We start from the raw sequence: 18,260 nt of genomic DNA, 5'->3' as shown, positions 1-18,260 counted from the left end.
TCGACGCATTCTTGGATAACCGCCGGCACCCCGGCTGCCGGGATGGCGATGATGGCCAGATCCACTGGCTCCGGCAGAGCAGAGAGCCGCTCGTAGGCCCGGATGCCCAACACCTGGTGCCGCTTGGGGTTGACCGGGTAGACCGTGCCGCCAAAGGGGTGGCTGATGAGGTTCCAGAGCACCGTGCGCCCCACACTGCCCTCGCGCTCTGTTGCCCCCACCACTGCCACCGAGCGGGGCAGAAAGATGGGATCTAAGGGGTGGGATCTGGCCTTCCAGATGTCCAGGCTGGGATCGGGGCGGTGCAGCGTAGCCATAGCCGTTGCAAGGAGGGAAGGGAGAAGTACGTTTTGGCGGGGAGGAAGGCCGACCTTAAACCAGAGCCGGCTCCGGCTGGTGGTAGAGGGCAGCCTCCACCCGGCAGCCCCGATAGGCCAAGACGTACAGCTCCTTCATATCCTGAATGAGGGGGTAGCGGGGGTTGGCGCCGGTGCATTGGTCATCAAAAGCCTGCTCCGCCATCGCTTCCAGACGGTCGTAAAAGGCCTGCTCGCTCTCGCTGAGGGCCTCGCGAATGCTGGCCGGGATCCCCAGCTTCCGCTTCAGCTCCTCGATGGCCTCGATAAGGCGCATGACCTTTTCATCATCATTGGCTCCCCCCAACTGCAGGTAATCGGCAATTTCGGCATAGCGGTGCTTGGCGTTGGGGTAGCGGTACTGGGGAAAGATCGCCTGCTTGAAGGGGGCGTCGGTGGCGTTGTAGCGGATGACGTGGGTAATCATCAGGGCATTGGCCAGGCCGTGGGGCAGGTGGAAGGTGGATCCCAGCTTGTGGGCCAAGGAGTGGCACACCCCCAAAAAGGCGTTGGCAAAGGCCATGCCGGCAAGGGTGGCGGCGTAGTGGACTTTTTCCCGTGCTTCTGGATCCTCAGCTCCCTTCTCGTAGGCCCGCGGCAGGTAGGTCATCAGCAGCTTAATTGCCTGCAGCGCCAGCCCGTCGGTAAACTCGCTGGCCATCACCGAGACATAGGCTTCCAAGGCGTGGGTGAGGGCATCGATGCCGCCGTAAGCCGTCAGCTTCTTGGGCATCTTCAGGGTGAGATCCGGATCGACAATGGCCATGCTGGGGGTGAGGGCGTAGTCGGCCAGGGGGTACTTGATCCCCACCCGGTCATCGGTTACCACCGCAAAGGGCGTTACCTCGGATCCCGTCCCGGAAGTGGTGGGGATGCAGACCAGTTGGGCTTTTTGCCCCAGCGGCGGCAGCTCGTAGACCCGCTTGCGGATGTCCATAAAGCGCGTTGCCAGGCCTTCAAACTCCACCTGGGGCTGCTCGTACATCAGCCACATCACCTTGGCCGCATCCATCGGGGATCCGCCGCCCACGGCGATGATGACATCCGGCTGAAACTGGCGCAACTGCTCCAGGCCGCGGTTGACGTTGCTGAGGGTGGGATCCGGCTCCACATCGTGGTAGACATCCCAGTTCACGTGCAGCTCGTCCAAAACCTGGGTAACCGGCTGCAGCACACCCAGCTCGAAGAGGGGCTTATCGGTCACCAAAAAAGCCCGTTTTTTGCCGGCCAACTCCCGCAGCGCCACCGGTAGACATCCCGGCTTGAAGTAGATCTTGGGCGGCACCCGGAACCAGAGCATTTTTTCCCGCCGGTAGGCCACGGTTTTAATGTTGAGCAGGTGGCGCGGCCCCACATTGTCGGAGACCGAGTTGCCCCCCCACGTGCCACAGCCCAAAGTTAACGAGGGATCCAGCCTAAAGTTGTAGAGATCCCCAATCGCCCCCTGGGAAGAGGGGGTGTTGATCAGCACCCGTGCTGTTTGGAGGGCATGCTCAAAGTAGGCAATATCGTCCTGGTTGGCGGGATCGGTATACAAGACAGAGGTGTGGCCCCGCCCACCGAAATTGACCAGTTGGACAGCAACATCGACGGCGCTGTGGAAATCCTTGGCGCGGTAGAAGGCCAAAACAGGGGCCAATTTTTCGTAGGAAAACGGCTCTTCGGGCCCCACCTTGTCCACTTCCCCAATCAGCAGCTTGGTGCCTTCGGGTACCTGGATCCCGGCCAGAGCGGCAATGGTCTGCACCGATTGGCCGACAATAGCTGGATTGAGACGGCCATCCTTGAGGAGAATGCGGCGCACCGCTTGCGTTTGTTCCGGATCCAAAAAGTAGGCCCCTCGATGGCAAAACTCCGCCTTCACCTGCTCATAAACGGCCTCCACCACAATCACCGCCTGTTCCGAGGCGCAGATCATGCCGTTGTCAAAAGTTTTGCTGAGTAAGATTGAACTGACGGCCATGGAAATGTCGGCACTGGCGTCGATGACCGCCGGCGTGTTGCCCGCCCCCACGCCCAGCGAGGGGTGGCCGGAGGAATAGGCCGCCTTGACTAGGGCGGGGCCGCCGGTGGCCAGGATCAATTTCACCTCCGGATGCTGCATCAAAGCCTGAGAAAGCTCAATCGTGGGCTCGTCAATCCAGCCAATCAAGCCCACAGGCGCGCCTGCCGCCTCAGCCGCCTCTTTGACCACCTTGGCCGCGGCAATGGTGCATCGTTTGGCGCGGGGGTGAGGCGCAAAAATGATGGCGTTGCGGGTTTTCAGAGTGATGAGGGCTTTGAAAATAGTCGTCGAAGTGGGATTGGTGACCGGCACAATGCCTGCCAAAAGCCCCACCGGCTCGGCAATGCGCTCGTAGCCAAAGCTCTCGTCCCGCTCAATGACGCCACAGGTTTTCTCGTGTTTGTACTTGTTGTAAATGTATTCAGAGGCAAAGTGATTTTTGATCACCTTGTCTTCCACAATACCCATGCCGGTCTCCTCTACGGCCAACTTGGCCAAGGGGATCCGCTCGTTGTTGGCCGCCAGGGCAGCTTTGTGAAAGATTCGATCCACCTGTTCCTGGGTGAAGGTGGCATACTCAATCTGGGCAGCTTTCACCTGTTGGATTAAAGCTTCCAGTTCCTCGAGATTGGTAACAGGCATAGGTGGATCCCTCCAAAATCACATCCATACGGGTTAAGAGTTGAGGCAAGAGTAACAGTTAGAGCTACAAGACTCCCTGGGCTCCCTGGCTGGCTAAGCGCCCACAGGTGCGGGAACCTGGATCTCGGTGGTCATTTTTGGGGGATGGGTGAGGGTGTTGTGGATGATGCAAGCGTCGACAGCTTTTTCTAGGCCCTTTTGCTGCCTTTCGTCGAGGGAGATCCCCGTCTGAACGCGAATGCAAATGTTGTCTAAGCGGCTGGGGTGCTCAACTTTATCTGCAGTAACAACCACTTCCAGCCCCCGAGGATCCAACTGCCGCGCTTCCAGATACTTGACGGCATAAAAGCCAACACAGGCACCCAAAGAGGCCAAAAACCACTCCGGCGGCGTCATTCCCTGATCTTGGCCGTGGTTGTCCAAGGGCTGATCGCTGAGGATGCGATGGCCGCGGCTTTCGGCTTGAAATTGAACGCCATTTTGGTAGGTTACGCGCACTTCCACTGGGGATCCCTCCTCTATTTTTCCATCTGCCAGAGTTGGCCAGCTCCTAGCCTATAAGTTCAACCTAGCGCTACTTTAGGGGCAGCCTAAGAATTTTAGAGATGACTTTGGGATCAAGCTGATGCAAATGGGGATTGACTCTGTTTTTGTTACTGTTGCTACGGCAATAAACTAAGTCTTAGCAGCCATTAAACCGCCACCAATCCCCGCTCGCGAAAGATTTGCAAAGCGTGGTTGATCTGTTCCGGGGTGGGCGGCTGGACATCGCTGAGGGTGTAGGGCAGTCCCAACTGCTGCCATTTGTATTCCCCCATCTTGTGAAAGGGCAAAACCTCCACCCGCTCCACGTTGGATAGAGTGGCCACAAACTCAGCCAAGCCCTTGATGTTTTCCTCAGGATCTGTTAGTCCAGGAACGAGAACAAAACGAATCCAGGTGGGCTTGTGAATCTGATCCAAATAGCGAGCCAGATCGAGAGTGGGCTGCAGCGAAACGCCGGTAACTTTGCGATAGAGCTCCGGCAGATAGGACTTGATATCGAGCAACACCAAATCCGTATGGGCCAAAACCGGCTTGGCCACTCCCAAGGGCGCATAGCCGGAAGTGTCCAGCGCCGTGTGCAAGTCCAGCTCGTGGCAGCGGCGGAAAATCTCGGCCACAAAGTTGGGTTGCATTAACGGTTCCCCCCCGCTGGCCGTGACTCCCCCACCCTTGAGGTAGTAATTGCGGCAGCGCTGGATCTCCGCCATGAGGGAGTCCACCGTCACCACCTGGCCGGCATTGGGATCCCGACAGTCGGGATTGTGGCAGTACAGACAGCGCAGAGGACAGCCCTGTAGGAAGATGACAAAGCGGATCCCTGGCCCATCCACCGTGCCACAGGTCTCGACCGAGTGAATGCGGCCGGTTATCGGCGTCAAGGGCTTGAGCGGGGTATCCATACTTCTATCCTCAATGGCTTTTGCAAAATATCAATTAATCTTGAGGTTTTCTTCCCAATTGCTGGCCATGTTGTGCACATCACGGTTTGGACTTTACCCAGACTGTGTTTTTCTTAACGGTTGAAAACCAATGGAAAGACCTCCTACTGGGAGACCTCCGCCGAGAGGTTGTGCAGGCGATGGGCTTTGGGATCAAAGCCCGCCGGGAAATGGGTATAGGCATCGCAATCGGCGTGATCCAGCAAAGCCCCCTCCAAGAGGGCACCGCGGAAATTGCTGCCAAAAAGCAGACATCCCCGCAGGTCGGCTTTGGATAGGTTGGCGCCGCTCAAATCGGCAAAGCTGAGATCGCACCCCCGCAGGTTGGCGCCTGCCAGGTTGGCGCCGCTGAAATCGGCATAGCGCAGGTCGGCACCGGCTAGGTGGATCCCTTGTAGGTCGGCCTGGGGCAGCTCGATCTCCTGGAAATCTCGCCGTCCCGCTGCGTAGTCTCTAACCAAATCCCCAACGCTATAGCTCATTGAACCTCCTTGCTTGGGGAGGGGGGATCCTTTGCTTTCACCCGGCTAGGGGCAGCCTTCCGGGATCCCCCGCCCCCTCGTTTAGAAGTGTTGATGGAAGGTGCGGTTAATCACATCCAGTTGCTGCTCGCGGGTAAGCTTGATGAAGTTCACTGCGTAGCCGGAAACCCGGATGGTGAGCTGCGGGTAGAGCTCTGGGTGCTCCATGGCCTGCAGCAGGGTCTCGCGGTTGAGGACATTCACGTTGAGGTGAAAGCCGCCATCCCGCATGTAGCCGTCCAGCAGCCCCACCAGGTTGGCAACCCGCTCCTCAGCCGTGCGACCCAGGGCCGCCGGCACGATGGAGAAGGTGTTGGAGATGCCATCCAGCGCGTCGTCGTAGGGCAGCTTGGCCACGGAAGCCAGCGACGCCACCGCTCCCTTGGTGTCGCGGCCGTGCATGGGGTTGGCCCCCGGCGCAAAGGGCTCGCCAGCCCGCCGCCCATCGGGGGTGTTGCCGGTTTTCTTGCCGTAGACCACGTTGGAGGTGATGGTGAGAATGGACTGGGTGGGGATAGCGTTGCGGTAGGTTTTGTGCTTGCGCAGCTCCGCCATGAAGGTCTGCACCAATTGCACCGCAATTTGGTCAACCCGGTCGTCGTTGTTGCCGTATTTGGGGAAGTCGCCCTCCACCGCGTAGTCCACCACCAGGCCGCGCTCGTCCCGGATTGCCCGCACCCGCGCGTACTGGATGGCCGAGAGGGAATCCGCCACCACCGATAGGCCAGCCAGGCCAAAGGCCATCGTGCGCACGATGTCGCGGTCGTGCAGGGCCATCTCCAGGCGCTCGTAGCAGTACTTGTCGTGCATGTAGTGGATGATGTTCATAGTGTTGACGTAGGTCTTGGCCAGCCAGGCCATCATCTGCACCAGGCGCGGCCACACCTCGTCGTACTCCAACACCTCAGAGGTGATGGGGGCGTAGGCCGGGGCCACCTGCTCACCGGAGATCTCATCCCGACCGCCATTGATGGCATAGAGTAGGCACTTGGCCAGGTTTACCCGCGCCCCAAAAAACTGCATCTGCTTGCCAATGCGCATGGCCGATACGCAGCAGGCGATGCCGTAGTCATCCCCCCAGTAGGGGCGCATCAGGTCGTCGTTTTCGTACTGGATGGAGCTGGTTTCGATGGAGACCTTGGCGCAGTAGCGCTTGAAGGCTTCCGGCAGCCGCTCCGACCAGAGCACCGTTAGGTTGGGCTCCGGCGCCGGCCCAAGGTTGTAGAGGGTGTGCAGCATGCGGAAGCTGGTCTTGGTGACCAGAGGTCGCCCATCCAGCCCCATGCCGCCAATGCACTCAGTTACCCAGGTGGGATCGCCGCTGAAGAGCTCGTTGTACTCTGGCGTGCGCAAAAACCTGACCATGCGCAGCTTCATGACAAAGTGGTCGATGAGCTCCTGGGCCTCTTCTTCGGTGAGGATCCCGGCCAGCAGATCCCGCTCGATGTAGATGTCTAGGAACGTGGAGACCCGCCCCAGGGACATGGCGGCACCGTTTTGCTCTTTGACCGCTGCCAGGTAGGCTAGGTACAGCCACTGGATGGCTTCGCGGGCGTTGGCTGCCGGACGGCCCAGGTCAAAGCCGTAGCTGGCCCCCATTTCCTTGAGCTCGTGCAGGGCTTTGATCTGCTCTGAGAGCTCCTCCCGTAGGCGGATGGTCTCTTCATCCATCGTGTCCAGGTCGAGGCTGGCTTTTTGCGCCTCCTTGTCTTCAATCAGCCGATCCACCCCGTAGAGAGGTACCCGCCGGTAATCACCGATGATGCGGCCCCGCCCATAGGCGTCCGGCAAGCCGGTGATGATGCCAGAGCGGCGGCAGCGGCGCATCTCCTCCGTGTAGGCGTCGAAGACCCCGTCATTGTGGGTCTTGCGGTATTTGGTAAAGATCTCCTTAACCTTTGGATCCAGCTCGTAGCCGTAGGCCTTGAGGGCCGTCTCTACCAGGCGGATGCCGCCAAAGGGCAGGATGGCCCGCTTCAGGGGCTTGTCTGTCTGCAGACCTACAATTTGCTCCAGCTCCCGGTCGATATAGCCCGGCGGGTGGCTGGTGATGCTGGAAGGAAGGTCGGTGTCGGCATCCAAAACCCCCCGCTCCCGCTCCAGCGCCATCAAATCCTTAACCTTGGCCCACAGCCGTTGGGTGCGCTCGGTGGCCGGCGCCAAAAAGCTTTCATCCCCGGTGTAGGGAGTGTAATTGCGCTGAATAAAATCTCGGACATCGATGCAGCGCTGCCACCGTCCCGGCAGAAAATCTCTCGCAACTGCTTGATCAGATACTTTGCGTTCTGTATTTTTTTCGGCCTTCGATTCTGTAGACAAAGCTACAGAACGCTGCGCGCTCGCTATCATAACAATCCTCCCAACTATGACGCCTGACAACTCCGCCAATAGGCTGACAATAGGGCAAGGCGGCGCCCCAGCAACTGCCAAAAGCTACAACAATCTTTGCAAAAGAGAGGGCCTGGTGACTGACTTGAGGGAGAGCTTTTAGCAACTCTGCTGTTTCTTTTTTTGGATGTTGGCCATACACCTCGCCCACTTCAATTTTAGTCCTTTGCCCTGCGAAGATGTTTTTGTGGGCGCATTTTTAAGCGTGTTTTTAATGTTGTCTTAAGGGTTTGCTGGAAAGGGTTTTGACCTTTTCCCTCGCCAAAGGGCCAGCCTATGCTGGGTTAGGGCGGCCCCGGTTACCTGTTGCCGGGAAAACACCAGAACAGCTGGCGTTCGCGTTAGCCGTGCGCTTTCTATGAACCAGTCCATTCGAATTGTCCAAGGGATCCATCACCTGCACTTCTACCTTTGGGATCTGCCCCGTTGGCGGGAACACTTTTGTCGGGTTTGGGGCTTCCGACTGGAAAGCGAGGCCGGCAACACCCTGGATCTGCGGCAGGGATCCCTGCGCGTGCGCCTGTCTCAGCCGGCACGGGCGGGGGACGAGGTGGATCGCTATTTGCAGCAGCATTCGCCGGGGGTGGTGGATGTGGCTTTGGCGGTGGGGGAGCAGGAGCTACCGGCCTTGGCGGAGCTGTTGCGGGGGCGAGGCGCCCCAGTGGAATGGATCCCGGCAGCAGCGGCGCTCTGCCTCCACACCCCCTACGGGATCCGGCATTCTCTCGTCCCCGGCCCCTCCAACGTCACCCCTGCGGAAGCAGGCCTGTTCTCCCATTGGGATCACGTGGTGTTGAACGTGGAGCAGGGATCCCTGCAGGCGGCAGCCGACTGGTATGGCCAGGTGCTGGGCTGGCGGCATCTGTACCGTTACAGCATCCACACCGACACCTCTGGCCTGGAAAGCGTGGTGGTAGGGGATCCAGAAGCCGGGATCCAATGGGCCATCAACGAACCCACCTGCGCCGCTTCTCAGATTCAGGAGTTTTTGGATGCCCATGGTGGCCCGGGCATTCAGCACGCGGCGCTGCACAGCCCGGATATCGTTGCCAGCCTGCGGCGGTTGCGGCAGGGGGGAGTGGACTTTTTGCAGGTGCCGCCGCAGTACTACACCAGCCTGGAAAGGGAGTTGGGGTTGGCGCTCCGTTCCGCCCTTGGACAGGCCATCTCCTGGCAAGACCTGGTGGAGCAGCAGATCCTTTTGGATGCCACCCTGCCCGCCTCTGATGGCCAGGATCGTCCCCTTCTGCTGCAAACATTTACCCAACCTCTATTTGGCCGGCCCACCTTTTTCTTCGAAGTGATCCAGCGAGTGGGCGGAGCCGCGGGCTTTGGCGAAGCCAATTTTCAAGCCCTGTTCGAGGCCCTGGAGCGGCAACAGCGGCAGCGACAACAGGCGTTGATCCCCTAGCTACAGCCGGCAGGGATCCGGAAAACTTTTCTCGGTTCCCTGGAAGTCTTATCCCACGGGTAAATGGCTAAAAGTTTAGAGCAGTTGGGCAGCGATTGCTTTCAACAGGTGGTTTTGGTCGATGGGCTTGGTTAGATAGGCATTAGAGCCGAGCCGCAGCCCTTCTTCCATGTCTTCTCGGCTGGTTTTCGAGGAGAGAAAGACAAAGGGGATGTGGGCAGTGAACTGATCCCATCTCACGGCATCGAGCACCCCGTAGCCGTTTAGCTTGGGCATGACCACATCGCACAACACCAAATCCGGCAGGAGGGCGCGCACCATCTGTAATCCTTCCTCTCCGTTGCTAGCCGCAACAGTGTCGTACCCAGCTCGTTGCAACACCTTCTGCAAATAGGTGCGGATAGCGGGTTCGTCTTCAATCACCAAGATGCGTTTGGACATGTGGCTTCGCAAACAAGCAAACAAGAGACCCCCCAACTCCTGGGGCTGGCTGTCGGCTTCCCGGAACAATCGAGAGCCGAGTTGATGCGGGAACGAACAGGGAAGCTATGGAGGCAGCATAGAAAAACTCTGAGGAAAAAAACTCCGCCAAATAGCTCATTCTGGTACCCCAACCCTCTGCAAAAATCCTGATGCGGCGCAGAACCCCTTTCCTCATCCGCGGATTTGCGGCTATGGTCATTTCAAATAGCTTCAAATAGCAATGAAACGTTTCTCTACGTCTACCTCTAGCCCCCCTCTCCCTCAGGGAGAGGAGCGGGGGGTGAGGGTCTTATTCCGAGGTGAGTTGTCGCTCCATCAGCCTGGCTAGGGCAGCAGGGGGGGTGGTCTGTCCTTGCAACAACAGATGCACCTCCTGGGTGATAGGCACCCGGATGTTATGCTGGGCGGCAATCTTGACCACGACGGGGGCGGTGTAAACCCCTTCGGCAGTGCCCTCGATTTCGGCCAGAACCTGGGACAAAGGCCTGCCTTGACCCAAGCCGTAGCCTACGCGGTAGTTGCGGCTCAAAGGACTGTGACAGGTGGCCAGCAGATCCCCTAGCCCTGAGAGGCCGTTGAAGGTCTCAGGCCGCGCCCCCAAGTGGGATCCCACCCGGATCATCTCTGCCAGGCCGCGGGTGACCAGGGCAGCCCGAGCATTGGTGCCCAGTTGCAGTGCATCGCACACCCCCACGGCGATGGCGATAACATTTTTCAGGATGCCCCCCAGCTCCACCCCCAAGGGATCGCTGCTGGTGTAGAGGCGAAAGCGTTCCGAAGCCAGGGCATGCTGTACCTGCATAGCTGCCCAGGACTGCCGGCTGGCCACCACCGCCGCTGCCGGCAAGCCCTGACGGATTTCCGCCGCAAGGTTGGGCCCCGAAAGCACCACCAGAGGCTGCTCTGGGAAAGTGGCCCCCCAAATTTGGGCAGGGGTCAGAAGCTGCAACGGATCCAGCCCTTTGGTGGCCGAGACCACAATCGCTTGGGGAGGGATCCCCACCTGGCGCACCGCTTCCACCACAGGGCGCACCCCCGCCATGGAGACTGCCGAGATAAGGATTTGGGATCCCTGGAGCACCTCTTTGAGATCCAGATCCTTGCGCCGATCCCAAAGCTGCACTCGGTGCCCCTGGGCCTGGGCCAGTAGAGCCAGCGTACTTCCCCAGGCTCCCGCCCCTAGAATGGCGATCTTCTGGGGGGATGTTGTGTTAGTTTTCATCCGACCTTTGCAGCCGCCGCTTCTCTCCCAGGATGCCTTTTGCAGACGCCTCCGGAAAACTCCCCGCTAGCAAGAGAGCGACAAAGGTTAGTATGGGTGGATACCAAATCATGGGTTCGGCCTGAGAGCAGACGACATGACAGAAGCAGGGATCCGACGCCTTCCCTCTGAAGTAGCCGCTAAGATGGGGAGCTGGCAGCACGGCTATGCCCTGACCAATGGTATTCAACTGCACTACGTCACCCAGGGGGAAGGGGAGCTGGCGATCTTGTTGCATGGTTTCCCGGAGTTTTGGTATTCCTGGCGGCACCAGATCCCAGTGTTGGCGCAGCGGTTTCGCGTCGTGGCCCCCGATCTACGCGGCTACAATGACTCTGATAAGCCGGATCACGGCTACGACCTAGATACCCTCACGGCGGACGTCCGCGGCCTCCTGGATCACTTTGGGGCTAAGAGGGCGGTAGTGGTGGCCCACGACTGGGGAGGAGCCATTGCCTGGCACTGGGCGCAATTTTTCCCCGACGAGATCCGCAAGCTGGCCGTTCTCAATTCCCCTCACCCGGCTTGCTTTCGGCGGGGGTTCTTGACCAACCTAGATCAGATGCGTCGCAGTTGGTACCTGTTCTTTTTTCAGTTGCCTTGGCTGCCGGAGTGGGTGCTCCAGTGGAACTTGGGCGATTGGGTGCAGCGCATCTTCCAAGAAACCTCGGTGCGCAAGAGTGCCTTCACCCGACATGACCTGAAGATCTACCAAGAGGCTCTCGCCAAACCCAAGGTGCTCACCTCTGCCCTTAACTACTACCGCCACCTGTTTAGCCTGCCCACTCTGCAGAACCTGTTTTTACAGCCTCTGCGGCAGATCCTCGCCCCCACCCTACTCATTTGGGGAGAGGAAGACTTTGCCCTCAGCCGCGAGCTGACCGAGGGAATGGATCCCTTTTTCCCCAACGGCATTCGCAAAGAATACATCCCCGAGTGCGGCCACTGGGCACAGCAGGAGGCGCCGCAAACCGTGAATCGGCTGCTGATGGAGTTCCTCTAGTTAGGTGTCAAGCCTAGGGGATCCCCTTGGGAGAGCTTTACCAGCTTCAGGGGTTCACCCTAGAATAATCCACTGAATTCTAGCGGGGGAAACGGCATGGCCCTGGAGTATCCACCCCATCTGCGCTATGTGGACACCCACGAGTACATCCGCGTTGAGGATGACCTTGCGGTGATTGGGATCACGGCTTATGCCGTCGATCAGCTTGGCGACATCGTTTTCGTCGGCCTGCCGGAGGAAGGAACAGAGATTGAAAAGGGCGAGAGCTTTGGTTCGGTGGAATCCGTTAAGGCCGTGGAGGATCTCTATGCCCCTGTTTCGGGGGAAGTGGTGGCGGTGAACAAAGCAGTGGTGGACAGCCCGGAGAGCATTGCCGACGATCCCTATGGGGATGGCTGGCTGATCAAGGTGCGCATGACCAACCCGGAGGATCTCGACGACACGATGAGCGCCGAGGCCTATGCCAGCTTGGTGGAGGGATCCTGAACCCTACAGCAACACCTCCCGGTTGCCCCCCTGCGTTTTGGCCTGGTAGAGGGCCTGGTCGGCTGCCTCTAGGAAGCTGGGTGCAGAGGTTTCTGCTGGAAGCCGGAGCAAAGAGGCGACACCAATGCTACAGGTGAGGTGAATTCCCCCCTGCAGGGGAAGGGATTCGATGGCCTGCTGTAGGCGCCTGGCCAACTGCAGGATCTGAGAGTCCGGGATCCCGCGCACCAAGAGGGCAAATTCATCGCCCCCTAGGCGGGCCAGCAAGTCCTCGCGGCGAACTTGAGCCTGCAGTTGTTGGGCCACCTGGATCAGGGCTTGATCCCCGGCCAAGTGCCCCCAGCGATCGTTGATGAGCTTGAAGTTGTCTAGATCCAGGTAGAGCAAGTGGAGGGGAAGGCGATGGCGCAGGGCAAAGGGGATTTCCCGCTCGAGGTGTTCTAGGAAAAAACGACGGTTGTGGAGGCTGGTGAGTGGGTCGTAGAGGGCAGCGGCGGCCATCTGGGAAAAGAAAGCCTCCTCCAGCCGGTCATAGTAGGCAAACTGTAGGAGGCTATTGCCCACCTGGATGCGATCCCTATCCGCCAGAACCCGGCAAGTTACCCGTTCCCCGTTGACATAGGTGCCGTTGAGGCTGCCTAGATCCGTGAGGAGATAGCTTTCCCCTTCCTTCCCCAGCTGGCAGTGCTGCCGAGAGATGGTGTAGTCAGAAAGCTGAACGTCGGCTTGGGGGCTGCGCCCCACTACTACTGTCTCCCCTAGGCGGAAAGTCCTGCCCCTGTCAGATCCCTGGAGCACCGTCAAAAAAGCGCCCACCGGTTCCCTCTCTGCTTCCAGCCCGCAGCTTTCTAAGGGCATGAGGGTGGTCGGCTCTTCCGGAGATAGAGGAGAAGTGTCCATGGCCCTAGGGATCCCCTGCTTAGGCTAACATCCCTTCTCCGTATTTGTATCGTAGTATGTAACAACCTTGAGGCCCTCTACTCACCTCTAGAAGTGGCCTGGGAACTCCAGGGGGCATTCTCCTACGCCAGCCCCAGGCGGCGGCGGAAGTAGGGGATGGTTAGCTCCAAGCCGACGGACAAAGGGATCTGCGGCTCCCAGCCCAGCAGGGCACGGGCTTTGCTAATGTCGGGCCGGCGCTGCTTGGGATCGTCGGTTGGCAGGGGGCGGTGGACAATGGGAGAAGAGCTGCCAGTGAGGGCCAAGACCTGCTGGGCCAACTCTAGGATGGTGAACTCCTGCGGGTTGCCCAGGTTTAAGGGGCCGGGGTGGGCACTGTTCATTAGGCGCACCAAGCCCTCGATGAGGTCAGCGATGTAGCAGAAGCTGCGGGTCTGGGATCCATCTCCATAGACGGTGAGGGGATCCCCGCGCAGGGCCTGGACGATGAAGTTGCTGACCACGCGGCCATCGTCTTCCCGCATGGCCGGGCCATAGGTGTTGAAGATGCGGGCAACGCGGATCTCCGTCTGGTATTGCCGCTGCCAATCAAAGGTCAGGGTTTCGGCCAGGCGCTTGGACTCGTCGTAGCAGGCCCGCGGGCCGATGGGGTTGACATGGCCCCAGTAGTCCTCTGGCTGGGGGTGCACCTGGGGATCCCCGTACACCTCCGAGGTGGAAGCCAGGAGGAAGCGGGCCCCGGTTTTTTGAGCCAGCTCCAGCAGGTGGTAGGTGCCCCAGACACCGGTGCGGATGGTGCGGATGGGATCCGCCTGGTAGTGGGGCGGCGAGGCGGGGCAGGCCAGGTGGTAGATTTGCTCGATCCCAGCTTTTTCCAGCTCCGGTGGTAGCGGCTCGGCCACATCGTGCCACAGCAAGGTAAAGGCGGGGTTGTCGCGGTGGGCTTGCACGTTCTCCTCCCGCCCCGTGTAGCCGTTGTCGAGGCAGATAACTGCGTGGCCCTCCTGCAGAAGGCGGCTGACCAGATGGGAGCCAATAAATCCCAGACCACCCGTTACCAGAATCTTCACCAGCCCACTCCAATTAAGGTGATGCCCGCCTGTTGAACGGCCTGCCGATCTAAGCAATTGCGGCCATCAATCAGCAAAGGCCGCCGCATCAGCTCGGCAAGGCGCCGGTAATCCAGCGACAAAAACTCTGGCCACTCCGTCACCAGCACCAGGGCATCGCAATCCTGGGCCAGGCGAAACACATCCGTTTCCACTATCACGTGGGCCAGGCCCTCCCGCATCCCCGAAGCCGAGACAATGGGATCATACGCCTTCACCTTGGCTCCCAGGCGGTGGAGCTGCTCGATCAACGTCAGAGAGGGCGCATCCCGCAGGTCATCGGTGTGGGGCTTAAAGGTGAGGCCCAAAAGGCCAATGGTTTTGCCCTTAAGCACCTTGAGGGCCTGCTGCAGCTTTTCCACCAGGCGCTGCCGCTGCTCGCGGTTGACCTCGACAGTAGCCCGCAACAGCTTGGCCTCATAGCCGTAGTCAGCAGCTGTTTGAATGAGAGCTGACAGATCCTTGGGGAAGCAGCTCCCTCCCCAGCCTATACCGGCGTTGAGGAAGGCGCGGCCAATGCGCTTATCGAGGCCGATCCCTTCGGCCACTTGGGTGATGTCGGCGCCGGTGCGCTCGCAGATGTTGGCGATCTCGTTGATGAAGCTAATCTTGGTGGCCAAGAAGGCGTTGGCGGCATACTTGATCATCTCGGCGGAGGCCAGGTCGGTGACCAGCAAGGGCACGGGATCCCCGCCCAAGCCCTGTTGGCGGCTGAGGATGGGCTCGTAAAGCTGCCGCAGGATCTCGATGGCGCGGGGGCTGTTGGAGCCAATCACGATGCGGTCTGGGTAGAAGGTATCCTGGATGGCGCTGCCCTCCCGCAAAAACTCGGGGTTGCTGACCACGTCGAAGGGCGGCACACAGGGAGACTTGTCCAGGGTGGCCAGGCAGGAGGGGGTGGGATCCCCTCCAGCCAGGGCCATCTGTTGGCTGCTTAGACGTTGCTGGACAGCCTCGGCGGCGCCGTCGAGGATGAGCATACGCACCCAGTCGCCGGAACCAATGGGGACGGTAGACTTGTTGACAATAACCCGGTAGCGGTCGTCCAGGTGCTGGCCGATCTCCCGCGCCACGGCCTCCACGTAGCGCAGATCCGGCTCGCCGCTGGGCAAAGCTGGGGTGCCCACGGCAATAAAAATGACCTCGCTGGCTTTCACCGCCAGGCCCAGGTCGGTGATAAAGTGCAGCCGGCCGGCCTCGGTGCCTCCCCGCACCAGCTCTTCCAGCCCAGGCTCGTAGATGGGCAGGTGGCCCCGCTGCAAGTTTTCGATTTTGACGGGGTTGTTGTCTACACAGATAACGCTATGGCCCAGGTGAGCCAGACAGGCGCCGGTTACCAACCCCACATAGCCAGCTCCCACAACCGCCACGTCCATAGCCCGCTTCCCCCTCGCGTCGATGCTTGGTTCTAAAATACCCCGCCGACCGGGATCCCCTATCCTCAAGGGGAGGAAAGACAGCCTTGAACCCAAGCCGGTGGCAAAATAAAGCAGAACCGGTTTTCTTCTGAGCCTTTGAGCGGTGAGTTTCCCCGATTCTGCTGCCATAGCCGCTCGCCGTCAGCACCAGGTACAGAGGGTGCTCTATGTTACCCTGGGGCTCAATCTTTTGGTGTTTTTGGTCAAGCTGGGTTTGGGCCTGGCGACCGGATCCCTGAGCTTGGTGGCCGATGCCCTGCACAGCTCCGCCGATAGCGCCAGCAACATTCTTGCCCTGCTGGCGGCCCGCTTTTCCTCGCCAGAGCCGGATGAGGAGCACCCCTACGGCCACAGCAAGTTTGAGGCCATCGGTGCCATGGGGATCGCCGCTTTTCTGGGGATGGCCAGCTTTGAGATCCTCAGCACAGCGGTGGGACGGTTTTTCGAGCCCCAGCCGCCGCTGCAGGTCGATGGACTGGCCCTAACCCTGATGGTGGGGGTGCTGGGGATCAACCTCTTCGTGGCCTTCTATGAACGTTCCTGGGGCAAGGCTTTGTCCAGCTCGCTGCTCTTGGCCGATCCCCGCCATACCCTCAGCGATGTTTGGGTAACCCTGACGGTGCTGCTGGGACTGGCCGGGATCCACTACTGGGGGATCCCCTGGCTGGATCAGGTGCTGGCGGTGCCTGTGGGGCTGCTGGTGTTCTGGAGCGGCTGGGAAGTGTTACAAGAGAATATCCCTTTCCTCACCGACCGGGTGGCTATTCCGCCTAAGACCTTGCGGGAGTTGGTTCTCAGCCTGCCCGGCATCCTCGACTGCCACGACATTGCCTCCCGCGGCATCCCAGGGCAGATGATCTTTATCGAAATGCACATGGTGGTGGAGCCGCTGGACGTGGAGTCGGCCCACCGCATCACCGAAGCGGTGGAGCAACTGCTGCAGGAGCGCTACGGGCCGGTGCGGGTCACCATCCACATAGAGCCCTACTCCCACATTGAGGGATCCCAACCCTAGGAATGTTTCCGAAAGAACAAACGGTATCGCTTCGCCAACTGCCAAATCCTGCAAAGGCCATTCTTTGCCCTGGTTCCTAAGAAATAGAAAAACCCCGAGGCAGCAAATGGAGCTGCGCCTGATTATCGGGTGGGCAGCGAAAACAACGGCTAAATCGCTCCAGGAATCGACCTGCCGGCTGTGGGAAGTCTGGAAAAGCGAGGTCTGGATCCCCGGCAGCTACCCCTGCCCAAAAGTGGCGCAATTGTGGGGCCAAGGCTTGGGCCTGCTCCAGGGGCAAATGCAGCGGCGCAGAGGTTAAAAACTTAACCACCACCGGTTCGCTGCGCTGACCCATCCACTCCCGCGAGAACGCCTGCAAATCGGGCCAACCGGGCAGGGATCCCACCCGGTAGCTTTGGATGTGGACATGGATCCCGGTCTCGCGATCCAGTCGGATCTCGACAAGGCGGTAGGGATGGGGAAAACTGACCAAAGAGCCGGTGGTAATGTCGTAAACCCCCCCTCGCCGGGCGATGTGCTGAATGTGCAAATGTCCGGTGAACACCAGTTGCACCCCGTAAGCTTGCAGCAGCCGCCGCAATTGAGAGGCATTCTCCAGCATGTAGCGACGGCCCCAGGGGTGGAGGGACTGCCCGCGCAGATGCTCGACCACGTTGTGGTGCACCATCAGCAGCACCAGCTCCTCTTCGGCTGCTGCCAATTCCTTTTCCAGCCAGGTCAGTTGTTCCGAAGTTAGACACCCCACCAACTGGCCCTGAGCATCAAAGTGGTTGGAATTGAGGCCGATCAAACGGATCCCTGGCTGCAACAGGCGGCTGTAATCCAAAGACCGCCCGTCCTCATAGCCAAAAGCTTGGTAGTAGCGGGGAAACTCTGGCAATGCCTCAAGCTGGGGCACATCGTGATTGCCGGGCACCACAAAAGCTGGGAAAGGTAAACGGGCCAGACGCTCCGCCAACCAGGCGTGGTTTTCTGGCTCTCCATGCTGGGTCAGATCCCCCGGCAGCAGCAAAAAATCCAAGGGCAACTGCACCAGGTGTTGCAAAACCTGCTCCAGAGCCGGGATGCTCACCTCCACCAAATGAAACCGGTTGGGATGATCCCAAAGGGTGGAAGGAACAGTGATGTGGGGATCGCTGATCACAGCAAAGCGAATTTGCACAGGTCATCCCGCCTCTGGCCGTCTACAGCTATGATAGCCAAGCCCTTCACACCCTCTTCACAGGCTTCTCCTTGGGATGGGGGGCCAACCCCTAAAGCTGTGTTAAGATTTTGCGTAATTTCAGGGGAGCTGGCGCCTTTCAGCTAGAAACCGCAGGAGCCCCGCCCTGTACCCCCGTATACGGGGGGAGGGGGGCCGGTCAGGGTCGGGAGGAATGCGGACGACGAATAACTGTGACATGGCCCAAGTCCTGACTATCTCTTGCAAGCTCAAGGTATCTGCTTCGCAAGCTGTGAAGCTAGAGGCAACCTTGTCCGCTTTTGCACAAGCACTCCTCGCGCCAGCGGGCCGGAGGCCTTACTGGGTCAACCAAAACACGCCAGAGAAGGTGGTCAACGCCGTCAAGCTCCAATCTCTCTGCTACCGTGCAATTCGTACCCACTTTGGGCTATCCAGCAATAAGGACTCCGTCCCGCTAGCGCGAGTGGCACAACAGGTATGCAGAAGGCTAGCCGCTGCACGTAAGAGTGCCCAACAGAAAAACCGTCCAGTCAAAGCGTTCAAGTCTGGCTTTGTTACCTACGATGCCCGCATCTTCTCTTTCCGCGAGAAG

At 59.6% G+C, this 18,260-nt stretch carries 16 protein-coding genes and 1 pseudogene; 5 read left to right on the top strand and 12 right to left on the bottom strand.

Annotated elements, in window-relative coordinates; translation table 11 throughout:
- The 6 genes from NW835_RS00990 to pflB form a co-directional block, all read right to left on the bottom strand.
- A partial coding sequence (locus tag NW835_RS00990; RefSeq protein WP_414414285.1) for a CoA-binding protein occupies positions 1-317 on the bottom strand: 317 nt, incomplete at its 3' end.
- A gap of 55 nt (positions 318-372) precedes the next feature.
- Positions 373-3,003 carry a bifunctional acetaldehyde-CoA/alcohol dehydrogenase gene (gene adhE / locus NW835_RS00985; protein ID WP_414414284.1) on the bottom strand — a complete coding sequence of 877 codons (2,631 nt, stop codon included), beginning with the start codon at positions 3,001-3,003 and terminating at the stop codon, positions 373-375.
- A 93-nt stretch (positions 3,004-3,096) separates the two neighbouring features.
- Positions 3,097-3,507 carry an OsmC family protein gene (locus NW835_RS00980; RefSeq protein ID WP_414372263.1) on the bottom strand — a complete coding sequence of 137 codons (411 nt, stop codon included), beginning with the start codon at positions 3,505-3,507 and terminating at the stop codon, positions 3,097-3,099.
- 188 nt (positions 3,508-3,695) lie between these two features.
- The gene (gene pflA / locus NW835_RS00975) at positions 3,696-4,448 is read right to left on the bottom strand and encodes a pyruvate formate-lyase-activating protein (RefSeq protein ID WP_414414283.1); all 753 of its coding nucleotides are present in this window, start codon (positions 4,446-4,448) and stop codon (positions 3,696-3,698) included.
- 143 nt (positions 4,449-4,591) lie between these two features.
- A complete protein-coding gene (locus NW835_RS00970) occupies positions 4,592-4,969 on the bottom strand; it encodes a pentapeptide repeat-containing protein (protein ID WP_414372267.1) in 378 nt (125 codons plus the stop codon).
- A gap of 81 nt (positions 4,970-5,050) precedes the next feature.
- A complete protein-coding gene (pflB, locus tag NW835_RS00965; protein ID WP_414414282.1) occupies positions 5,051-7,357 on the bottom strand; it encodes a formate C-acetyltransferase in 2,307 nt (768 codons plus the stop codon).
- A 397-nt stretch (positions 7,358-7,754) separates the two neighbouring features.
- Between pflB and NW835_RS00960 the strand changes: the two genes are divergently transcribed.
- Positions 7,755-8,807 carry a VOC family protein gene (locus NW835_RS00960; protein ID WP_414386101.1) on the top strand — a complete coding sequence of 351 codons (1,053 nt, stop codon included), beginning with the start codon at positions 7,755-7,757 and terminating at the stop codon, positions 8,805-8,807.
- A 75-nt stretch (positions 8,808-8,882) separates the two neighbouring features.
- On the opposite strand, the gene NW835_RS00955 is transcribed toward NW835_RS00960, so the two are convergent.
- Entirely contained in the window at positions 8,883-9,248 is a 366-nt protein-coding gene (locus NW835_RS00955) for a response regulator (RefSeq protein ID WP_414372269.1), read from the bottom strand.
- A gap of 331 nt (positions 9,249-9,579) precedes the next feature.
- Positions 9,580-10,512, bottom strand: coding sequence for an NAD(P)H-dependent glycerol-3-phosphate dehydrogenase (locus NW835_RS00950; protein WP_414386102.1), 933 nt, complete (start codon positions 10,510-10,512; stop codon positions 9,580-9,582).
- Positions 10,513-10,648: 136 nt separating this feature from the next.
- On the opposite strand from NW835_RS00950, the gene NW835_RS00945 reads away from it, so the two are divergent.
- Both NW835_RS00945 and gcvH read left to right on the top strand, forming a co-directional pair.
- Positions 10,649-11,554 carry an alpha/beta fold hydrolase gene (locus tag NW835_RS00945; RefSeq protein WP_414414281.1) on the top strand — a complete coding sequence of 302 codons (906 nt, stop codon included), beginning with the start codon at positions 10,649-10,651 and terminating at the stop codon, positions 11,552-11,554.
- 96 nt (positions 11,555-11,650) lie between these two features.
- Positions 11,651-12,040 (top strand): glycine cleavage system protein GcvH, encoded by a 390-nt coding sequence (gene gcvH / locus NW835_RS00940; RefSeq protein WP_414363951.1) that lies wholly within the window; start codon positions 11,651-11,653, stop codon positions 12,038-12,040.
- A gap of 3 nt (positions 12,041-12,043) precedes the next feature.
- On the opposite strand, the gene NW835_RS00935 is transcribed toward gcvH, so the two are convergent.
- From NW835_RS00935 to NW835_RS00925, 3 genes are all read right to left on the bottom strand, one after another.
- Complete coding sequence (locus tag NW835_RS00935; RefSeq protein WP_414414280.1) at positions 12,044-12,940, bottom strand: diguanylate cyclase; 897 nt, start codon at positions 12,938-12,940, stop codon at positions 12,044-12,046.
- A gap of 122 nt (positions 12,941-13,062) precedes the next feature.
- Positions 13,063-14,010, bottom strand: a complete 948-nt coding sequence (locus NW835_RS00930; protein WP_414414279.1) for a UDP-glucuronic acid decarboxylase family protein — start codon at positions 14,008-14,010, stop codon at positions 13,063-13,065.
- A complete protein-coding gene (locus NW835_RS00925) occupies positions 14,007-15,425 on the bottom strand; it encodes a UDP-glucose dehydrogenase family protein (RefSeq protein WP_414414278.1) in 1,419 nt (472 codons plus the stop codon). Before NW835_RS00925 ends, NW835_RS00930 begins: the two co-directional genes overlap by 4 nt.
- Positions 15,426-15,570: 145 nt before the next feature.
- Here NW835_RS00925 and NW835_RS00920 point away from each other — a divergent pair, with 145 nt between their 5' ends.
- A complete protein-coding gene (locus tag NW835_RS00920; RefSeq protein ID WP_414414277.1) occupies positions 15,571-16,482 on the top strand; it encodes a cation diffusion facilitator family transporter in 912 nt (303 codons plus the stop codon).
- 76 nt (positions 16,483-16,558) lie between these two features.
- Here NW835_RS00920 and NW835_RS00915 read toward each other — a convergent pair whose 3' ends face one another.
- A complete protein-coding gene (locus tag NW835_RS00915) occupies positions 16,559-17,647 on the bottom strand; it encodes a metallophosphoesterase family protein (RefSeq protein ID WP_414414276.1) in 1,089 nt (362 codons plus the stop codon).
- Positions 17,648-17,885: 238 nt separating this feature from the next.
- Between NW835_RS00915 and NW835_RS00910 the strand changes: the two are divergent.
- A pseudogene (locus tag NW835_RS00910) lies at positions 17,886-18,260 on the top strand (RNA-guided endonuclease TnpB family protein); the annotation flags it as partial.

The sequence above is a fragment of the Synechococcus sp. OH2 genome, assembly GCF_047462155.1.
GTDB lineage: Bacteria > Cyanobacteriota > Cyanobacteriia > Thermostichales > Thermostichaceae > Thermostichus.
The sequence above is the reverse complement of the archived record's forward strand: the minus strand, read 5'-3'. Positions and strand labels throughout refer to the sequence as shown.